12 protein-coding genes are annotated in these 17,936 nt (G+C 48.1%); 2 read left to right on the forward strand and 10 right to left on the reverse strand.

Annotated elements, in window-relative coordinates; translation table 11 throughout:
* Nucleotides 1–89: 89 nt before the first annotated feature.
* Complete coding sequence (locus KNQ04_RS02955; RefSeq protein WP_214847172.1) at nucleotides 90–2,888, reverse strand: putative bifunctional diguanylate cyclase/phosphodiesterase; 2,799 nt, start codon at nucleotides 2,886–2,888, stop codon at nucleotides 90–92.
* A 128-nt stretch (nucleotides 2,889–3,016) separates the two neighbouring features.
* Nucleotides 3,017–3,439: a CBS domain-containing protein gene (locus tag KNQ04_RS02960; RefSeq protein ID WP_012371366.1), complete on the reverse strand. Its 423-nt coding sequence runs from the start codon at nucleotides 3,437–3,439 to the stop codon at nucleotides 3,017–3,019.
* 174 nt (nucleotides 3,440–3,613) lie between these two features.
* Between KNQ04_RS02960 and KNQ04_RS02965 the strand changes: the two genes are divergently transcribed.
* Nucleotides 3,614–5,917, forward strand: coding sequence for a methyl-accepting chemotaxis protein (locus KNQ04_RS02965; RefSeq protein WP_214847174.1), 2,304 nt, complete (start codon nucleotides 3,614–3,616; stop codon nucleotides 5,915–5,917).
* A gap of 519 nt (nucleotides 5,918–6,436) precedes the next feature.
* Nucleotides 6,437–7,594, forward strand: a complete 1,158-nt coding sequence (locus KNQ04_RS02970; RefSeq protein ID WP_214847176.1) for a helix-turn-helix domain-containing protein — start codon at nucleotides 6,437–6,439, stop codon at nucleotides 7,592–7,594.
* Nucleotides 7,595–8,112: 518 nt separating this feature from the next.
* Here the strand turns inward: KNQ04_RS02970 and KNQ04_RS02975 are convergent.
* The 8 genes from KNQ04_RS02975 to putP form a co-directional block, all read right to left on the reverse strand.
* Entirely contained in the window at nucleotides 8,113–8,622 is a 510-nt protein-coding gene (locus tag KNQ04_RS02975) for a DUF6933 domain-containing protein (protein WP_214847178.1), read from the reverse strand.
* 38 nt (nucleotides 8,623–8,660) lie between these two features.
* Nucleotides 8,661–10,019 (reverse strand): 23S rRNA (uracil(1939)-C(5))-methyltransferase RlmD, encoded by a 1,359-nt coding sequence (gene rlmD, locus KNQ04_RS02980; protein ID WP_029331518.1) that lies wholly within the window; start codon nucleotides 10,017–10,019, stop codon nucleotides 8,661–8,663.
* Nucleotides 10,020–10,049: 30 nt separating this feature from the next.
* Nucleotides 10,050–11,012, reverse strand: a complete 963-nt coding sequence (locus tag KNQ04_RS02985) for a diacylglycerol kinase (protein WP_214847180.1) — start codon at nucleotides 11,010–11,012, stop codon at nucleotides 10,050–10,052.
* 156 nt (nucleotides 11,013–11,168) lie between these two features.
* Nucleotides 11,169–12,602, reverse strand: a complete 1,434-nt coding sequence (gene gatB / locus KNQ04_RS02990) for an Asp-tRNA(Asn)/Glu-tRNA(Gln) amidotransferase subunit GatB (protein ID WP_214847182.1) — start codon at nucleotides 12,600–12,602, stop codon at nucleotides 11,169–11,171.
* A gap of 12 nt (nucleotides 12,603–12,614) precedes the next feature.
* Nucleotides 12,615–14,057 (reverse strand): Asp-tRNA(Asn)/Glu-tRNA(Gln) amidotransferase subunit GatA, encoded by a 1,443-nt coding sequence (gene gatA, locus KNQ04_RS02995; protein ID WP_214847184.1) that lies wholly within the window; start codon nucleotides 14,055–14,057, stop codon nucleotides 12,615–12,617.
* 16 nt (nucleotides 14,058–14,073) lie between these two features.
* A complete protein-coding gene (gatC, locus tag KNQ04_RS03000; protein ID WP_029331522.1) occupies nucleotides 14,074–14,364 on the reverse strand; it encodes an Asp-tRNA(Asn)/Glu-tRNA(Gln) amidotransferase subunit GatC in 291 nt (96 codons plus the stop codon).
* A gap of 201 nt (nucleotides 14,365–14,565) precedes the next feature.
* On the reverse strand, nucleotides 14,566–15,786 hold the full coding sequence (locus KNQ04_RS03005) for an Nramp family divalent metal transporter (protein ID WP_214847186.1): 1,221 nt from the start codon (nucleotides 15,784–15,786) through the stop codon (nucleotides 14,566–14,568).
* A gap of 573 nt (nucleotides 15,787–16,359) precedes the next feature.
* A complete protein-coding gene (gene putP / locus KNQ04_RS03010; RefSeq protein WP_285801159.1) occupies nucleotides 16,360–17,871 on the reverse strand; it encodes a sodium/proline symporter PutP in 1,512 nt (503 codons plus the stop codon).
* Between the last annotated feature and the right edge of the window lie 65 nt (nucleotides 17,872–17,936).

Here is a 17,936-nt window from a genome sequence, read left to right on the forward strand (position 1 = left end):
AACCCGAAAGCTTCCCATTTCTTTAATCAAGAGATGAGGAACTTTCGGGTTTTGCTTGTCTCATGCGCTTCGGTTCAAACCGGTACATATCAAGACGTCTTTAATGCCGCTTGGTGACGCATGAACCAGATTTCAAACTCCTCTGCCGGAATCGGACGGGAGTAATAGAAACCTTGTCCGTACTCACAGTCGAGTTTGCGTAAATTTTCGCTTTGTTCGAGTTGCTCGATTCCTTCCGCGACGACATCGTACTTCAATGTATGCGCGAGCTTGATGATTGTTTCAATCAACGGGGCATTCGAACACGCGTCTTCACCACTGATGAACGAACGGTCAATTTTTAAACGTTGAATCGGGAGACGACTTAAATAGGACAGGGATGAATAACCCGTTCCAAAATCATCGATTGCCAGTCGGTACCCTATCGTATGCAGTGTCTCTAACGCATCGAAGACCCGTTTATCTGAAAAGACACCAAACGATTCTGTGATTTCAAGTTCCATTCGTTGCTCGATCCCCGGATGGCGCTCCTTGATGTCGGATAAATACTCGACAATCCGGCCGGACACCAGTTCCTTCACCGATAGGTTAGCGGACACACCCAGTGTAGCAAGCGGCGTCTGATCCCAACGTTTGATTTGATTAACCGTTTCTTGGACGACCCACATGCCGACTTCCTCAATCAACATCGAGCGTTCAGCAATCGGGATGAAGACGGCCGGACTAATCATCCCCCGCTCCGGATGGAACCAGCGGAGCAATGCTTCACAGCCCTCGACGTGTCCCGTTTTTAAATTGATTTGAGGCTGATAAAATAATTGCAGCTCATTTTTCGCAATCGCCTCACGTAACTCTGCTTCAAGGACAACCGATTCCCGGTATTCCTCGCTCATCCATGCTTCGAACCAGACCGGATTGCCAGCTTGATCCCGTTTCGCATGTTGCATCGCGATATCGACCGAGGACAGGAGTGACGTCACGGCTACCGCATCGTTTGGATAACGGACCATGCTCATGCTGATACTGACGTTGATTTGTTCACCGTTCACGTAATACGGCAGCTCCATGACACGTTTTAGCTCATGGTAATCAACGAGTCCTTGTTGTGAGACGAGGACTGCGAATTCATCTCCACCGATTCGTGCTGCCGAGCCCGTACCGATGAAATGACGACGGAGGCGGTTTGCGACTTCTTTTAAGATTAAATCGCCCGCACTATGTCCATAGACGTCATTGATCCGTCGGAACTGACGCACCCCAACCGTTACGAGCTCACCAGGCTGAAACTCGGCTAACGCTTCTGTCATCTTCTGTTCAAATCCATTTCGATTGAGTAGCCCCGTTAATACGTCATACAGCGCGAGTTGCGTAATCCGTTCTTCCCGCTTGATTTGATCCGTTTCATCGTGACACATTAAATAAAGCGCAATGCCGTCGTCACTTTTAGAGGGAACGTAAATAATATTGACGAACATGTTCCGAATGTCTGATTGGAAAATCATTTTACAGCGAATCGTTTGACTGTCTCCGTCGATTGCTTGATTCAATGCACTGCGGACACGATTTAAGTCTGCCGGATGAATCAACTCTTCAATCGTCATCCACTCGGTCGTCCGGACCAACCGTTGGAACTGTTCATTCCCGTTCAAAAGTGTAAAATCAGCCGACAGTGCGACAATCGGATCGGTATTTTGTGAGAACAGTGATTCAATTTCGATTTTCTTTTGCTTCAGCTCAAGTGTTTTTCGGTCGTTATAATCCAGCAGCCCGGAAATGATCGCCGTCATCGTCCGAAACGCATAGACGACCGGGTGGAAGTCATTTCGCTTCGGTACTTGATAGAACGATTGTTGTTGTCCTTCCGCAAAGACATTCGCTTCTTCTTGCAACATGACGAGGTCCTTTCGGAAGGCCCGTAACAACGAGAGCGTCAGTAACAATAAAGCCAGAATGACGAGACATGTCACAACGAACATCAACCAGGCGTTTCGAATGATGTCATTTCCTCTGTCGACCATCTCTGTCTGGACATCGACGACCGCTTGATCAAACAGACGATACATACTACTTTGATAACGATCGGAAACACGCTCGAGCGTACCGTATTGTCTCAATGACGGTTCACGGACCGTCGCGTCGATGACTTGAAGATAATCAATCATTTGACTTTTCATCACGGAAATATCCCGCCTTGCCGACTCATCGTCAGCACTAGTCGAAGCTTCAAGTGATTTAACCAGTGTGTCGTTTCGTGAATTTAAATCTTGCCGGATTTGACGAATCCGTATCAAATCAATCGCATCCAGTTGTTTGTCCTCGTCTGCATTCAGTAACGTTTGTCCCGCTTTCCCAAAATCTTTTTCCATCAAAAAAAGATTGGAGAACAAGGAATAATACGCCCCGGTATCTTGACTGAGGACCAATTGATTAAATAAGATCTCACTTTTATAATTTGTCACTGCCGTAAAGAAACGATGATCCGTCCCATATCCGGATGTTTGAATCTGCTCGATTTCAGCTAACAAATCTGCTTTTGCCGGGCCATTCGTGTCTCTTTTCTTCAAAGCCTTACTCAAGGAGCTAAGCTCTTCTCCGACTTTTTTCGACCACTCGACTTGTTGTGTCAAAGAGTCATCGACACGATCGTTCAATGACAGATAGTAGTAATGCGTCAAATCCCGCTCGACACGATTGACTTGATCGAAGACTCCCATCATGTCGCTCGCTCGTTTGTATCCGTATCCCTCATCTAAATTTTTAATCAGTTGCTGCGCTGCAATCAATACTGCTAAAAGTCCAATAATCGAAATCATCCATGTAAATGTTTTATAGTAGGAGCGTTTCCGGAATGCTTCTACGATGGAGACTGGTTGTAAACGTCGCAACACATCGTCCTCCCTAATATGTCATTATGTCTGTATATCGTCCTGGCAGAGCGATTCGTGAAGCGAAAAGAGGTCAATAAAAAGCACTTACCCCCACTTTTTGTGAAAATAAGTGCTTTTAATACTAGATTTTAGTATTGGACGTTCTCTCGTGCTACTTTTTTAGCAAAATAATCGATGATATCACGCCGGCGGATGATGCCGATGAAGTGTTTCCCATCATCGATGACCGGTACGAAGTTTTGATCGGTGATGACTTCAATCATCTCTTCCATCTGCGCTGTGATCGAAACCGGTTTGTAACGGACACGTTGTTTTATATCTGTCAGTCTCGTCTGCAAGACATGGTCATAATCCGCATGTTCCAGGTTTTTTTCGAGCGCCCACAGGACGTCGCCTTCTGTCAGTGTTCCGGCATATTTTCCTTTATCGTCAACGAGTGGGACTGACGTGAATCGATGATGCTTCATCTTTTCAAGTGCTTGTCTGACCGTCGATTCAGGATCTAAGTATTTGACTTCATCTTTTGGTAGTAAGAAAAAAGCAATGTTCATTTCTAAGTTCCTCCCTAGTCACTCTGTGACACCCACCTTATTTTATCATGAACTCCCATTCGATTCATTTCTCAAATCATGAAATTCTCCCGATAATTCCTTCATATTTAACTCTACCCTTCCGATAATCAGAATAGACAGATTTTAAAGACTATTTAGATAGGAGAATTACATATGCGTCTTCCCATCACCCGCCGTCTTTTTATCGGCCTCATTTTATTACCCGCTTTGACACTAGGGGCTTCGACCTGGTTTTCGTACCAACAAACGAGTCAAACCGTTGAGAACCTCGTCGATTCAACCTCGCAAACAGCTCTAAAGCAACTCGAACAATCCTTCTCCCGCATCATCGATGACACAAAAAAAGATACGACCTTACTCGCCGGTTTACCGTTTAACCGGGCGAACGGGAAGTTGCCGAACTATACCGATGCATCGGATCTCCCAACCCAAGGAGAGGAGCCCTCTCAAAAAGCGAAGGATATCTACAGCGTCCTCGAAAAATACGGTTCATCGAAAATCGAAAATTCCTATATCCAATATGCTGATACAACAGGTGGTTACTTAAACTGGCCGAAACAAGATGTGGCGGCCGGTTATGATCCCCGCAGTGAACTTTGGTATAAACAAGCACTTGAAAATTCGAGCACGGTCGCGATGAGTGAACCGTATTATGACGAAGCCACAAAACTCTCCATCATCAGCTTCTCGAAGGCGACGCTTGACGAACAAGCGAACATCAAAGGTGTCTTGTCCGTCTACAAAAGCATCAACCGTCTGTCGGAAGACATGAAACGAATCGAAATCGGACAAGACGGTTTCGTATTCAGTTACACAAAGGACGGAAAAGTCGTCACCCATCCAAACAAAAACTTTTTCTTCAAGAAGCTTGATCAACTCCGTAACAACGGAAAAGCATATTTCAGTGCTCCAAAAGAAATGATTGATCAAGAATCCGGCTCAACGATTATGGACGTCGGCGGAAAAAAATCAGTCGTCATCTGGCAACTGTCATCCAAAACAGGCTTCAAGCTTGCGGTCGTGCTTGATTATGCGTCGTTGTATGCACCAAAAGATGCCATGCTCAAACAATCGCTCATTAATTTTGTCGTCGCGATTGCGCTTGCGACAATCATTGCCTGGTTGATTGGCCGTTCTATTAATCGTCCGTTGTCGACACTCCGGACAGAAGCACTTGCCATCGCTAGTGGTGACTTACGGACACCGAAACGACCGAACCGTCTAATTCGTGATGAACTGTCCGATTTAGGTGGAAACTTTGACACGATGCGTCAAAAATTACGCCAAACGATTACGGCGATGACCCAGTCAGCCGTAACGGTCCGTGATGCCTCAAGCGACTTATCGGCGAATGCGACACACGTTCAAAATGCCTCTCACCAAATCGGTCTGACGATGGAAGAAATCGCCTCTGCTGGAGAAACACAGACGAAGCAAGCAGAACGGTCCTCACATGCGGTCTATGGTGTCAAAGAACGTTCAGCAGCAATGCAGCAAGCTGCTGCCACGACACTATCTGAAGTCGCTTCCGTTGCTGATGCGGCGACGCGTGGAAGTTCTTTAACAAAACAGACGATTACGGATTTACTCCAACATTCCGTCTCACTCGAACAGGAAATCCAAAATACGTCCGACTTCCTCGGCAAACGTTCCGGCGAAATCGGAAAAATCCTTGGCACCTTACAGGCGATTTCGAGTCAAACGAACTTATTAGCGCTCAACGCTGCAATCGAAGCAGCACGGGTCGGTGAACAAGGGCGTGGTTTTGCCATCGTTGCAAGTGAAGTCCGAAAACTGGCTGAAGAAAGCGATCATTCAGCGAAACAAATTAAACAGCTCCTCGATAACATTCAAAAAGAGACGCATACTGCGATGAGTGCGATGAACCACGTCATGGATGACTTAAAACTCTCGCTCGAATCCGTCAAAACGACGGGCGTCGACTTCGAACAAATCGCCGGTTCCGTCCATCATGTCTCTCGCCGGACGGAATCACTCACAAGTGATATCAGCGCATTGACGAATGCGACGGAAGAAGTGTCTGACGCGATGGGGACGATCCTCGCCTTGACGGAAGAAAATGCTGCGGGTGTCGAAACGAGTGCCGCAAGTATCCAGGAAACGAATGCAACCATCGAAGCCGTCACGACGGCAGCGACGCACTTGGCACATATCGCAAATGAACTGCATCAATTAACATTCGACTTCCAGATTGATGATACAGACGAAGTTCCTGAAGAAGTAACGGAACACAGCACTGGAGACGAACAGGAAGATGCATCGGACGAAAAAAGCAATACCTCTTCTGTTGAAACGACGCTAGACCAGTCAGACGAAGTAGCCATCTCACTCCTCGATGAGTCGACGATTGAAGTGGAGAACACACCTGAAGAATCAACGGAAGCGTCTTCAGAAGATACATTTACCGATTCCGAATCAAATCAATCCAATCAGTAAGGCTGTTATTCAAAAAGAGGGGCTGACTAACATCCATCCTTGTGACGGACGTTTCCGCCATCCTCGCTTTCCATGGGCGGAAGGTAAGCCGCGGCAGCCCGCACTTCATGCGGTCATGCCGGGTCTTACCTAATCCTGACGGAAACGCGAATCACGTTTCCTTTTCCCATAGGAGTCGAGGATGATCGTTTCCGTCCTCCATTAATCGAATGGCCGATGATTCCAATTTTCACGGAATCATCGGCCATTTCGATGTAAATTCTTCTTTTTCACGATGGTTTAGTGTGTGCCTGGGACACGCATGAAAAAGGAAGACACTTTTGTCACCTCATGTTGCTCTATCTACACGCCGAGGAACCTAGTCCAACTGGGTTCCTTTTTGAATTTATATTTTTTTCGTGGATAAGAAACGGTTTCAGCTTTAATTCGTCCTACCTTGGTATCACGGTATGACCCTATACAATTTCTTGAACACCGCTTAGACTAGACATATTAACTTGACTAGAAAGGAGCAAACAGATGGATCGCTTAGATCAAGAGGACTTAATACAAATCGCAGAGAGCATTTATGGGACGACCGGTTTTTTCGTCACCTATCAATCTCATGACCGACTTCAACTCGACGTCCGTCCGCTAGCCCCGATTCATCCTGACGACTTGCCGATCGAAGAGGACTGGCCCGCTACAACAGACATTCCCCTGCTCTATACATTAAAAGATGGAACGGCTTATTTGTTCATCACCGTCGCAGCGCAAGGACAATACCGGATTGGCCCCGTCCTCCTTCAATCGGCCTTATTTCGCGCGCACATTCAAGATGAGTCCTACCACCAGTTTTATAAGTCGTTACCGCGGACAACAGAAAACCGGTTGGTCGACTGCGCCCATCTCGTTTATCGATTATTGAACGGAAAACAACTTCCCTCCCGCAAGATTCATATGGAATCGGAAGTGGCTGAAGCAGAAATTCCGCTAGTCGCCGATGTCCCCTCGCATACAGGTACGACAGCTTACCGAAAAGCGTGGCAACGGGAACAGCAAATCATCGACTGGATTTCATCCGGTCAAAGCGAACGGTTGGCGACGACCTATTCTTTACCTGCCTACGGAGAGTTTGGTTCGCTCGCCCGCCACCAACCACTCCGGGCGGAAAAGAACCTGTTGCTCGGTACCGTTTTGCTGAGTGCACGGGCTGCGATCCTCGGTGGTCTCGAACCGGACGAAGCTTTTTCACTCAGTGACCGGATGATTGATTCGATTGAAGCCGCAAACAGTATTTCTGAGCTCCGTAATCGTCATGTCCGGATTACGGTTAGCTTTGCGGAAGCGGTCAAACAAATCCAAGAATTGCGACACTCGCCCCATGTCTTAGCCGCAATCCGTTACATTCAACAACATCTCTATGAACCATTGTCCGTTTCGTCGATCAGTCATGCGATTCATGTGTCTGCCAATTACCTGTCTGTCCTGTTCAAAGATGAAACGGGACTGCCGCTCGCCCGATATGTCATTCGCGAGCGGATTCGGGAAGCACAGCGTCTCCTTCGCTCAACGGACGACTCCTTATTGACGATATCGAACAAATTACATTTTTCGAGCCAAAGCCACTTCAGTCAGGCGTTTAAGCAAGCGACAGGTGAGACGCCAACCCATTATCGGCAACGGCACTATCTATAACACGCAGCTGACGATTTAGTCTTTAACCGACAACAGGACCCCTCCGTTTATACGAAGGGGTCCTGTTAGGCTGTAGACAAAGTGCCATCGGGAGATCAAGCGTCTTTTTTCGTTGCTTTCCTCGGGCGAGGCGCAAGCCGTTGCTCCTTGATCCTAACGGACAACGAGCAGGGTCTTGCCTGCCTCTGAAAGTGCGTTAAAAACGCACTTTTCCCCGCAGGAGTCAACGAAACGTGACGCTTTTTAGGTAACACTATGACGGAAAGCCAGTCATGCAGACGGTTTAGGGCGCAATCCGTCTCGAATCGCTTTTGAAGCGAAAAGCAATCGGTCGCGACTCTGCAGCTTTGCTGTAGCGGCGTGACCGATTGCCGCTTTGAAGACGAGGCGAGACAGGGAAGCGCGACCGAATTGTCTCTCGTTATCGCATGTTTACGCTTCATAAGAGTTTGTCTACACGCTGACAGGACCCCTCCGTTTACACGAAGGGGTCCTGTTTTTCGAATCGCCTGATTTAGTTAAAAGGATGAGTCGAACTCTTTTTTTAGAAGATCGATCGGCGCTGCATAGCCGATCGGACCACACAATAAATTTTCTCCGACCCACATACTTAAATCCATCATATGCACTTGTTCTGTCGGTAAAAAGTCCTCAAGCTTCCACGAAATACTAATGATGGCGTCATTCAATTGTCCGATGATACTTCGATCATGCGTCTTCGAATACTCGACGTCACCGCAACGCTCAAGGTAACGGTTCACGACCGCTTCAGAAAATCCTTCTGCTAAAAATGTGTCCTTGATGGCCTTCAATGCAATGACATCAAATTGTTTGAATTCTTTCATTTTCATGCCGTAGAAGACGATACTATATCTTGTTTTGTTATTCATCAAGACAACACATTTTCTTCGATTAAACGTAAACACATTCGCATGCCATTCATAAAAAGAATCTGCGTGAGTTGCATCATACGGCGTTACATTGATTTTCATCGCATCCGCTAGCTTTTTTGTACATTCAATCAGCATGCTCCGACCCCACTTTCCCTTTAGTCAGGAAGTTGCTTTTACATTTTTACGAAAAGCGCTACACTCTCGACGTGTGTCGTATGCGGGAACATATCGACTGGCGTCACTTCCATCAGCTTGTAACCGAGTTCAGCAAGCAACTTCGCGTCACGTGCTTGTGTTGAAGCGTTACATGAGACGTAGACGATGCGTTTTGGTGCCACTTCAGCCGCTGCACGCAGGAATTCTTCGTCACAGCCTTTACGAGGCGGGTCAACGACGATGACGTCCGGTTTGATTCCAGCTTTGACGAGTGCCGGCATGACCGATTCAGCCGTTCCGTACTCGAATGATACGTTGTCGATGCCGTTCGCAGCTGCGTTACGACGTGCGTCGTCGATTGCTTGAGGAACCATTTCAATCCCGTAGACATGTTTCGCCTGTTGTGCAAGGGATAATGAAATCGAGCCGATGCCGCAATACGCGTCGACGACGATTTCTTCGCCTGTCAATTGTGCATATTCCAGTGCTTTACCGTATAGTTTCTCCGTTTGCAACGGATTGACTTGGAAGAATGAATGGGGCGAGATTTCATACGTCAACCCGGCGATTTGATCGCGGATGACAGCTGGTCCGTGCAGGACGATATTCTTTTTCCCTAAGATGACGTTCGTATCTTCCGGGTTGATGTTGTGTTGAATCGATGTCACGTTCGGGACGGCTTTTAAGATGCCGGCGACGATTTTATCGATGCCACGCAATTGTTTGACCTTCGTCACGAGGACGATCATCAATTCATTCGTATGGTACCCGTGACGTGCCATGATGTGACGGATGACACCCGTTTGTTTCTTTTCATCGTAAGCTGGGACTTTTAAGTCAGCGAGGACTTTACGGACCGCTTGGATGGCTTCATCATTTTCTTTATTTTGAATCAAGCAGTAATCCATATCAATGATACGGTGGCTCCGTTTTTGGTAGAAACCGGCCATCAACTTGTTTGATTGGAAAGCAACCGGGACTTGTGCTTTGTTACGGTAGCCCCATGGATCTTCCATACCAATCGTTTCGTGGACCGGGATTTCGAGTCCTGCGAGGCGGGCAAACGCATCACGGACACGGTTGTGCTTGAAGACGAGTTCCGCATCATATGATAAGTGTTGCAGCTGGCAGCCTCCACATTGGTTGTAGACCGGACATGGCGGCTCGACACGATCGACACTTTTCGTCTTTTGACGGATGATTCGTCCGAACCCGTATGATTTCGTTGTTTTCGTAATTCTGATTTTGACTTGTTCCGTCGGTAACGCGCCAGGAATGAAGACCGTATAACCATCGATTCGTGCGACACCTGAACCGTCGTGCGTCAAATCGACGATATCGACGACATGCTCGTCATTTTTTTGTACTGGGATCATAATTGGGTTCCTCCTAGAAAACCCCACGCCTTACGCGAGGTTCGTTTCTGTTTCTTGTAGTTGTGTATTAATCAGTTCCATCTCATCGATCCGGAACTTCGGTGTCATGACATCGAAATGCGACTGTAAATTCGTCATCTCCCCTTCACAGGTGCCACCGAACTCACCGTCGATGTTCAAGCTCATCTCAGAAGTGTTTTTCATCCGGACGAATGAAGTCGTGACATGCTCGACACAAGGATCCGAGAAGTGATCCCCTTTTAAGGCGAGACGCATGACGCGAATCAGTTCGACAAGATTACATTTTTTTAAGATGAATAAATCAAACCGTCCATCATTGAGTGACGCATTCGGAGATAGCTTCTCAAAGCCACCGACGGAGTTCGTATTCGAAGTCAAAAACAACATGACTTCGCCTTTGAATATTCCTTTTTCGTGTTCGAGCTCGACATACGTCGGGCGGATTTGCGGTAACTTCTCCATCCCTTTGACGTAATAGGCAAGTTGTCCAAGTGCTGTTTTGAGTTTTGACGGAACCTCGTAAGACAACTCCGTCATGATGCCACCACCTGCGATGTTGATGAAATAATGAACACCCGTCGTCCCTTCAATCTTGCCAATGTCGACAGGCATCGTATAGCCGGTACAGATGACATCCATCGCGCCTTCAATCGTCAACGGAATCCGCATCGCCCGTCCAAAATCATTCGTCGTCCCGACAGGCAAGACACCCAGTTTGGGGCGGACCTGATAGGCAGCCATCCCGCTGATGACTTCGTTTAACGTTCCATCTCCACCCGCAGCCACGACGAGGTCAAATTCAGCTTCACAGGCCCGTGCTGCTTCATGTGTTGCGTCACCGACCGCTTTCGTCGAATAGACGGAAGTCTCATAACCCGCTGCTTCAAGCCGGTCTAAGATATACGGCAGATTTCGCTTTACCATCTCTTTCCCGGAAGTCGGGTTATAAATCACTCGCGCTCTAGGTCTCATAAGTTTTTCTCCTTTTTAATCAACCGGTCCATTTGATACATAACTGTTTTATTTTACATGAAGTTTTGCTACATTACAAAGCCGAAAAAAAAGATGTTCCCGTTTTCCGTCTGATTACAAGACGAAAAATGGGGACATCTACTCTAATTTAAAGGATTATTTTAATTTTTCGAGTTCTTCATGGAAGAGTTGGTCGAGGAGAGCTGGATTCGCCATCCCTTTCGTTTTCTTCATGATTTGACCGATGACAAAACCTTTTTTCCGGTCCCGTCCACCCACGAGTTCTTCGACGACGGCTGGATTCGCTTCGAACATCTCGACGACCAGTCCGCGTAAGAGACCTTCGTCAGAAATTTGAGCGAGTCCTTGTTCTTCGACATACTGACGGGGTTCGACACCCTGTTCAATCGTCGCCGCGAAAACTTGTTTCGCGATTTTCGAAGAAATCGTTCCGCCGGCAATCAATTCGATCATCTCGGCGAGACGTGCCGGTGTCAGTTTGATTGTTTCGAACGTTTCACTCGACTTGTTCAAGTGTCCTTGGACTTCACCGACCGTCCAGTTCGCTGCTGCTTTCGGTTCTGCACCGGCAGCAACCGTCGCTTCGAAGTACTCTGCCATCTCACGGGTGACGGTTAATTGTTTTGCGTCATACGCAGATAAACCAAGTGTTTCTTGATAGCGGACACGACGCGCATCCGGAAGTTCTGGAATTGCGGCACGAATCGCCTCTTTCCAGTCTTTGTCGAGGACGAGCTTGACGAGATCTGGTTCCGGGAAGTAACGGTAATCGGACGCCCCTTCTTTCACACGCATCAAGACAGTTTGTTTTTTTGTTTCGTCGAACCGAAGTGTTTCTTGACGCATGACTCCACCCGCCAGTAAGAGTTTACGGTGACGGTCTTCCTCGAACTCGAGTCCTTTTAAGACGTTCCCGAACGAGTTGAGGTTCTTCAGTTCTGTTTTTGTACCGAACTTCTCTTGCCCGTATGGACGGACCGAAATGTTACAGTCGCAACGAAGTGACCCCTCTTCCATCTTGACGTCCGAGACGCCCGCGTATTGCAAGACTTCTTTCAAACGTTCGAGGTAGGCGACCGCTTCTTTTGGTGAACGCATGTCGGCTTCACTGACGATTTCAATCAAAGGTGCTCCTGTCCGGTTAAAGTCGACGACCGAATGATTGGCACCCGTATGGTTCATCTTCCCAGCATCTTCTTCTAAATGGACCCGTTCAATCCGGAAGCGTTTCGTTTCGCCATCGACTTCCGCGTCGATGAATCCGTCAAACCCGATTGGCTGATCGAATTGTGAGATTTGGTATGCTTTCGGCGTATCTGGATAGAAGTAGTTCTTCCGGTCAAATTTTGTTTGATCTGCGACGTGGCAGTTAAGCGCCATTGCCGCACGGACCGCGAGTTCGACTGCTTTTTCGTTGACCATCGGAAGGACGCCCGGATGTCCGAGACAAATCGGACAGGTCTTTGTATTTGTTTCCGCACCGTACTCACGGGCACAGCCACAAAACATTTTTGTATTTGTATTTAGTTCAGCGTGGACCTCGATGCCGATAACCGTTTCAAAGTTCATAACGCACTCTCCTTATAACTTCGGAAGCGCGAATCCGCCCGTCGCAAGCTCGAAAGCATGCGCAGCACGATAGATCGTCGCCTCGTCAAAGTGTTTTCCGATGATTTGTAGACCGACTGGTAATCCGTCGACAAGACCTGCTGGGACCGAAATCGCAGGCACACCCGCTAAGTTGATTGGAATCGTCAAGATATCATTCGCATACATCGTGACAGGATCATCGTTTTGCGCACCGAGTTCAAACGCTGGTGTAGGTGCCGTCGGTCCGATGATGACATCATAGTTTGCGAGGACGTCATCAAAGTCTTTTTTAATCAATGTCCGCGCTTGTTGCGCTTTTTTATAATACGCGTCGTAATAACCTGAACTTAACGCGTACGTTCCAAGCATGATACGGCGTTTGACTTCATCGCCGAACCCTTGGGCCCGTGAATATTTGAAAACATCTTCGAGCGCATCTGCTTCAGCACGGACACCGTAACGGATGCCGTCGAAGCGGGCTAAGTTCGATGATGCTTCAGATGAAGCAAGTAAGTAATACGTCGCAAGTGCGTACTTCGAGTTCGGAAGAGATACTTCGTCGACCGTCGCTCCGAGGGACTCGAGCTTTTTGATGGCTGTACGAATGTTGTCTTTCACAGATTCACTGACACCTTCACCGAAGTATTCTTTCGGAACGGCGATTTTCAAGCCTTTGATATCACCTGTCAGTGCTTTCGTATAATCAATCCGGTCGACGTTCGCTGACGTCGAATCCATGTCACAATGTCCTGCGATCGCGCTGAGCAAATAGGCGTTGTCTTCGACCGTCCGTGTCAATGGTCCGATTTGGTCGAGTGATGATGCGAATGCGACGAGACCAAAACGTGAAACGAGACCGTACGTTGGTTTTAAACCGACGACACCACAATAGGCAGCCGGCTGACGGATCGAACCACCTGTATCAGAACCGAGACTGAACAAGACTTCTCCTGCCGCAACAGCTGCTGCTGAACCACCTGAAGATCCACCTGGAACGTGTTTTGTGTTCCACGGGTTACGGACTGGTTTGTATGCTGAGTTCTCATTGGAAGACCCCATCGCGAATTCATCCATGTTCAGTTTACCGATCGTGATGGCACCTGCTTCATGTAAGCGTTCGACGACAGTCGCGTCGTGCGCAGGGACGAAGTTCTCGAGGAATTTCGAGCCACATGTCGTCGTCATCCCTTTTGTGACGATATTATCTTTCACACCGATTGGTAAGCCGAACAGTGGGTTTGCTTCATGTTTTGCGAGCTCATCCATCCGTTTTGCTTGTTCGAATGCGTCTTCGTTCAAGGACAAAAAGGCGCCAACCTTCCCGTCAACACGGTCGATTTGATTAAACGATTCTTGAACGAGATCCGATACTTTCACTTCGCCATCCTTGACGAGTGTATGCAGTTTTTTGACACCATGCTCAAAAAGTGACATTTCTGTGGTCTCCTCCTTATTCGAACACTGCTGGGACGCGGACTTGTCCGTCTTCCCAATCAGGTGCGAGTCGTTCTACTTCCGTGCGCGGAAGCGATGGGCGTACTTCGTCTTTTCGTAAGACGTTCTTTAAATCAAGGACATGCGTCGTAGGTTCGACACCTGTCGTATCAAGTTCATTTAATTGCTCAGCAAAACCGAGAATTTTTTCGAGCTGAACCGTAAATTGTTGTACTTCTTCATCTGTCACGGCAAGGCGTGCCAAATGCGCCACGTGGCGGACTTGCTCTTCATTAATATTTGCCATGTCATTCCACCTCCGGAACTTTTGCAGTATATTTTACACTATTTCTAATCATAGCACTTTTTAGTCAGACAAAAAAGACGATGGTGCATCGGGGGGAGGTCCGCACCATCGTCCTTATAGGGGTAGCAAAGCTTTCGGGCGGAAAGCTTCTAGTAATTCATTACCCATGCGACTGTCTTACAAAACAAAATAACAGAATATTCAAACTAAAAGATCAATCAATAAATAGACATTGAAAATGATGACAATCGTCACGATACTCCAGGCAAGGAGCTTCATCTTGATCCCGTTCTTGAAATCACCCATGATTCGCCCACTCGACGTTGCCCGAATCAATGGAATCAACGCGAACGGGATCCCGAAGGATAAGGCGACCTGACTCAAAATCAAGGCACGTGTCGGATCGAATCCAGACAACAACAATACAATGGCTGGTGCCATCGTGATGCTCCGACGAAGGAAAATCGGAATCTCAATCTTTAGGAACCCACGCATGATGGCATCGCCGGACATCGTCCCGACACTTGATGATGCGAGACCAGACACGAGTAAGGCGACCCCGAACAAGTACGGTGTTACACCGCCGAGCGACGTCCCGAGTCCTGAAAAAATACTTTCAAGTGTTGCTGCTTTTTGATCCGTTCCGAAGAAGACGGTCGCCGCGATGACGAGCATCGCCCCATTGACTGCCCCCGCAATCAACATCGCTGCCCAAATATCGAGTGTCTGAATCTTCATCAACCCTCGTTTATCCGCAATCTTTCCCATCCGGCGTTTCGTCAAATCCGAGTGCAAATAAATCGCGTGCGGCATGACCGTCGCTCCTAACATGCCGGCAGCGAGGACGATACTCGGCGTTCCCTCGAATCCCGGGATTAAGCCGCCTGCCATGTCCCGCACATTCGGCTCGACCTGAATGACTTGAATCGCAAAGGCGACAGCAATCACAAGGACGAGTCCCGCGATGACGGCTTCGAAATGCCGTAAGCCCTTCCGTTCAAATCCGAGAATGACGAACGAGGCAATCGCCGTTAAAATCGCGGCGATTTTCATATCGATATTAAACAACAGATGAAATCCGAGTGCAGCACCAACGAATTCCGCGAGATCCGTCGCCATGGCGACGAGTTCCGCCTGCGCCCAGTAAAACAGTCGGGCGACGGGTGACAGCTCGTCCCGGATGACTTCCGCCAAGCTCATATTACTGACGAGTCCAAGTTTCGCTGACAACGTTTGAATGACGACCGCCATCAAGTTCGCTGCAACGATGATCCAAAGTAATAAAAATCCGTACTGGGCACCGGCCGTCATGTTCGTCGCAAAGTTCCCCGGGTCGAGGTAAGCGACGGCGGCAACAAAGGCCGGACCGATAAATTGTCTTTTTTTCAATCGTTCGACCGGTGCTACCGGTTGACTGACCATATTGAACACCTCTCTTTAGTTGCAAGTATACGCTTTTCTTTCCTCTAGGCAACATACATGCTTCATGGAAATACTTATTAATAAAGTAAACTGAATCATTCAGTCCTGAAGTCAAGCCATCTCCCATTCTTTTTGACTGCGCATTCTAACTACAAAAAAAGTCGAAGTTCACATTCAAGTGAACTTCGACTAGCGTGTAGACAAACTCTTATGAAACGTGAACAGGCGATAACGAGAGACAATCGGTCGCGCTTCCCTGTCTCGCCTCGTCTTCAAAGCGATTCGAGACGGATTGCGCCCTATACCGTCTGCATGACTGGCTTTCCGTCATAGTGTTCCCTAAAAAGCGTCACGTTTCGTTGACTCCTGCCTCTAAAAGTGCGTTTTTAACGCACTTTTAGGGCAGGCAAGACCCTGCTCGTTATCCGTGAGGACGAAGGAGCAACGGCTTGCGCCTCGCCCGAGGAAAGCAACAAAAAAAGATGCTTGATCTCCCGATGGCACGTTGTCTACAGACTGAGAGTGGTTGCTCTCAAGAGAGAACAACCACTCGCTCGTTTCATGTTAATTCAATCAGACAATCTTCCGCTCTGATTCGACACCTTTCAACTGCGCCTTTACTTCATCAAACTCACGGTAGACCGCTTCGCTTGGTTCAGCAGTCGCCAGACTGACAACAACGAGTGCAATCGTCGACGCAAGGAATGCGGGAATCATTTCATACATTTCCGAAATGTAGAACGGTAAATCCTTCACGTACAGTTTGACTAAAATCCAGGCGATGACGACGACCGATCCCGTCAGCATCGAAGCGAGTGCTCCCGCTTTGTTCATCCGGCGCCACAGTAAGCTGAACAAGACGACCGGTCCAAAAGCAGAACCGAATCCTGCCCACGCGTAACCGACGAGTGTCAAAATCGATTTTTGTGCGCCGAACGATAACGCAATCGCAAGTAAGGCAACCGCCAGCACCATGATACGACCGACGAGCATCAACTCTTTGTCTGAAGGCGTCCGTTTCATGAACCGTTGATAAAAGTCATTCGTCGCAGCGCTCGAAGAAACAAGCAACTGTGTCGAAATCGTCGACATGATGGCAGCAAGTAACGCGGCGAGCAAAAGACCCGTAATGAAGCCTGGGAATAGGTCTCGCGAAAGCTGAATGAAGACGTTCTCCGGGTTGTTCAGCTCAATCGCTTGTTGCGTAAAGTACGCATAACCGAATAATCCTGTCACCATCGCACCGATGATGGAAAAGGTCATCCAGACCATCCCGATCCGGCGGGCTGACTTCATTTCACTTAAGTTACGTATCGCCATGAAACGGACGATGATGTGTGGCTGACCGAAGTAGCCGAGTCCCCAAGCGAGTAAGGAGATGATCCCGATAAGTGTCGTCCCTTTAAACAGTTCAAGTTTTGAACCGTCCGTCGTCCGAATCGTCTCGAGCGTCTCATTGATCCCGCCGCTCAGCGACAGCGCGACACCCGGAACAATCAAGAGCGCGATGACCATGATCATCCCTTGGACCACATCCGTCCAACTGACGGCGAGGAATCCACCAAGGAACACGTAGGCGATGACGACACCTGCTAAAATCCAAAGACCGGTCGTATACTCTAAACCGAAGACGGCTTCAAACAGCCGACCACCGGCGACAAACCCACTGGAAGCGTACATTATAAAGAATATTAAGATAACTCCAGCTGAAACTGTACGCAACACACCACTTTTGTCATGGAATCGTTTTTCAAAATAGTCCGGAATCGTGATGGCGTCGCCGGCGTGCGCCGTATACGCCCGCAGACGTGGTGCAACGAGTAACCAGTTTGCATAAGCTCCGAGCAATAAACCGACTACAATCCAGCCACTGGACAGACCAGTTGCAAACATCGCACCCGGTAATCCCATCAACAGCCACCCACTCATATCGCTTGCTCCGGCTGAGAGCGCCGTGACGACGGGACCGATCGTACGTCCTCCAAGCATATAATCATTCATGTTTTTCGTCCGGTAATACGCCATCACGCCAAGCGTCACCATCAGACCGAGATACAGTAAAATCGCCAACCACATTCCGTTCATCCTTGCTCCCCCTTTTCTATGGTGTATAAAAAAAACGGATATGCAGGTCGCATACCCGTTTCATC

Source organism: Exiguobacterium sp. s193, assembly GCF_018618755.1.
GTDB lineage: Bacteria > Bacillota > Bacilli > Exiguobacteriales > Exiguobacteriaceae > Exiguobacterium_A.

Excerpts from the sequence above, each read along its gene's own strand:
- gatB (WP_214847182.1), bottom strand. The coding sequence starts at position 12,602 with ATGAACTTTGAAACGGTTATCGGCATCGAGGTCCACGCTGAACTAAAT.
- KNQ04_RS02960 (WP_012371366.1), bottom strand. The coding sequence starts at position 3,439 with ATGAACATTGCTTTTTTCTTACTACCAAAAGATGAAGTCAAATACTTA.
- gatC (WP_029331522.1), bottom strand. The coding sequence starts at position 14,364 with ATGGCAAATATTAATGAAGAGCAAGTCCGCCACGTGGCGCATTTGGCA.
- KNQ04_RS03005 (WP_214847186.1), bottom strand. The coding sequence starts at position 15,786 with ATGGTCAGTCAACCGGTAGCACCGGTCGAACGATTGAAAAAAAGACAA.
- gatA (WP_214847184.1), bottom strand. The coding sequence starts at position 14,057 with ATGTCACTTTTTGAGCATGGTGTCAAAAAACTGCATACACTCGTCAAG.
- KNQ04_RS02970 (WP_214847176.1), top strand. The coding sequence starts at position 6,437 with ATGGATCGCTTAGATCAAGAGGACTTAATACAAATCGCAGAGAGCATT.
- KNQ04_RS02985 (WP_214847180.1), bottom strand. The coding sequence starts at position 11,012 with ATGAGACCTAGAGCGCGAGTGATTTATAACCCGACTTCCGGGAAAGAG.
- rlmD (WP_029331518.1), bottom strand. The coding sequence starts at position 10,019 with ATGATCCCAGTACAAAAAAATGACGAGCATGTCGTCGATATCGTCGAT.
- putP (WP_285801159.1), bottom strand. The coding sequence starts at position 17,871 with ATGAACGGAATGTGGTTGGCGATTTTACTGTATCTCGGTCTGATGGTG.
- KNQ04_RS02965 (WP_214847174.1), top strand. The coding sequence starts at position 3,614 with ATGCGTCTTCCCATCACCCGCCGTCTTTTTATCGGCCTCATTTTATTA.
- KNQ04_RS02975 (WP_214847178.1), bottom strand. The coding sequence starts at position 8,622 with ATGCTGATTGAATGTACAAAAAAGCTAGCGGATGCGATGAAAATCAAT.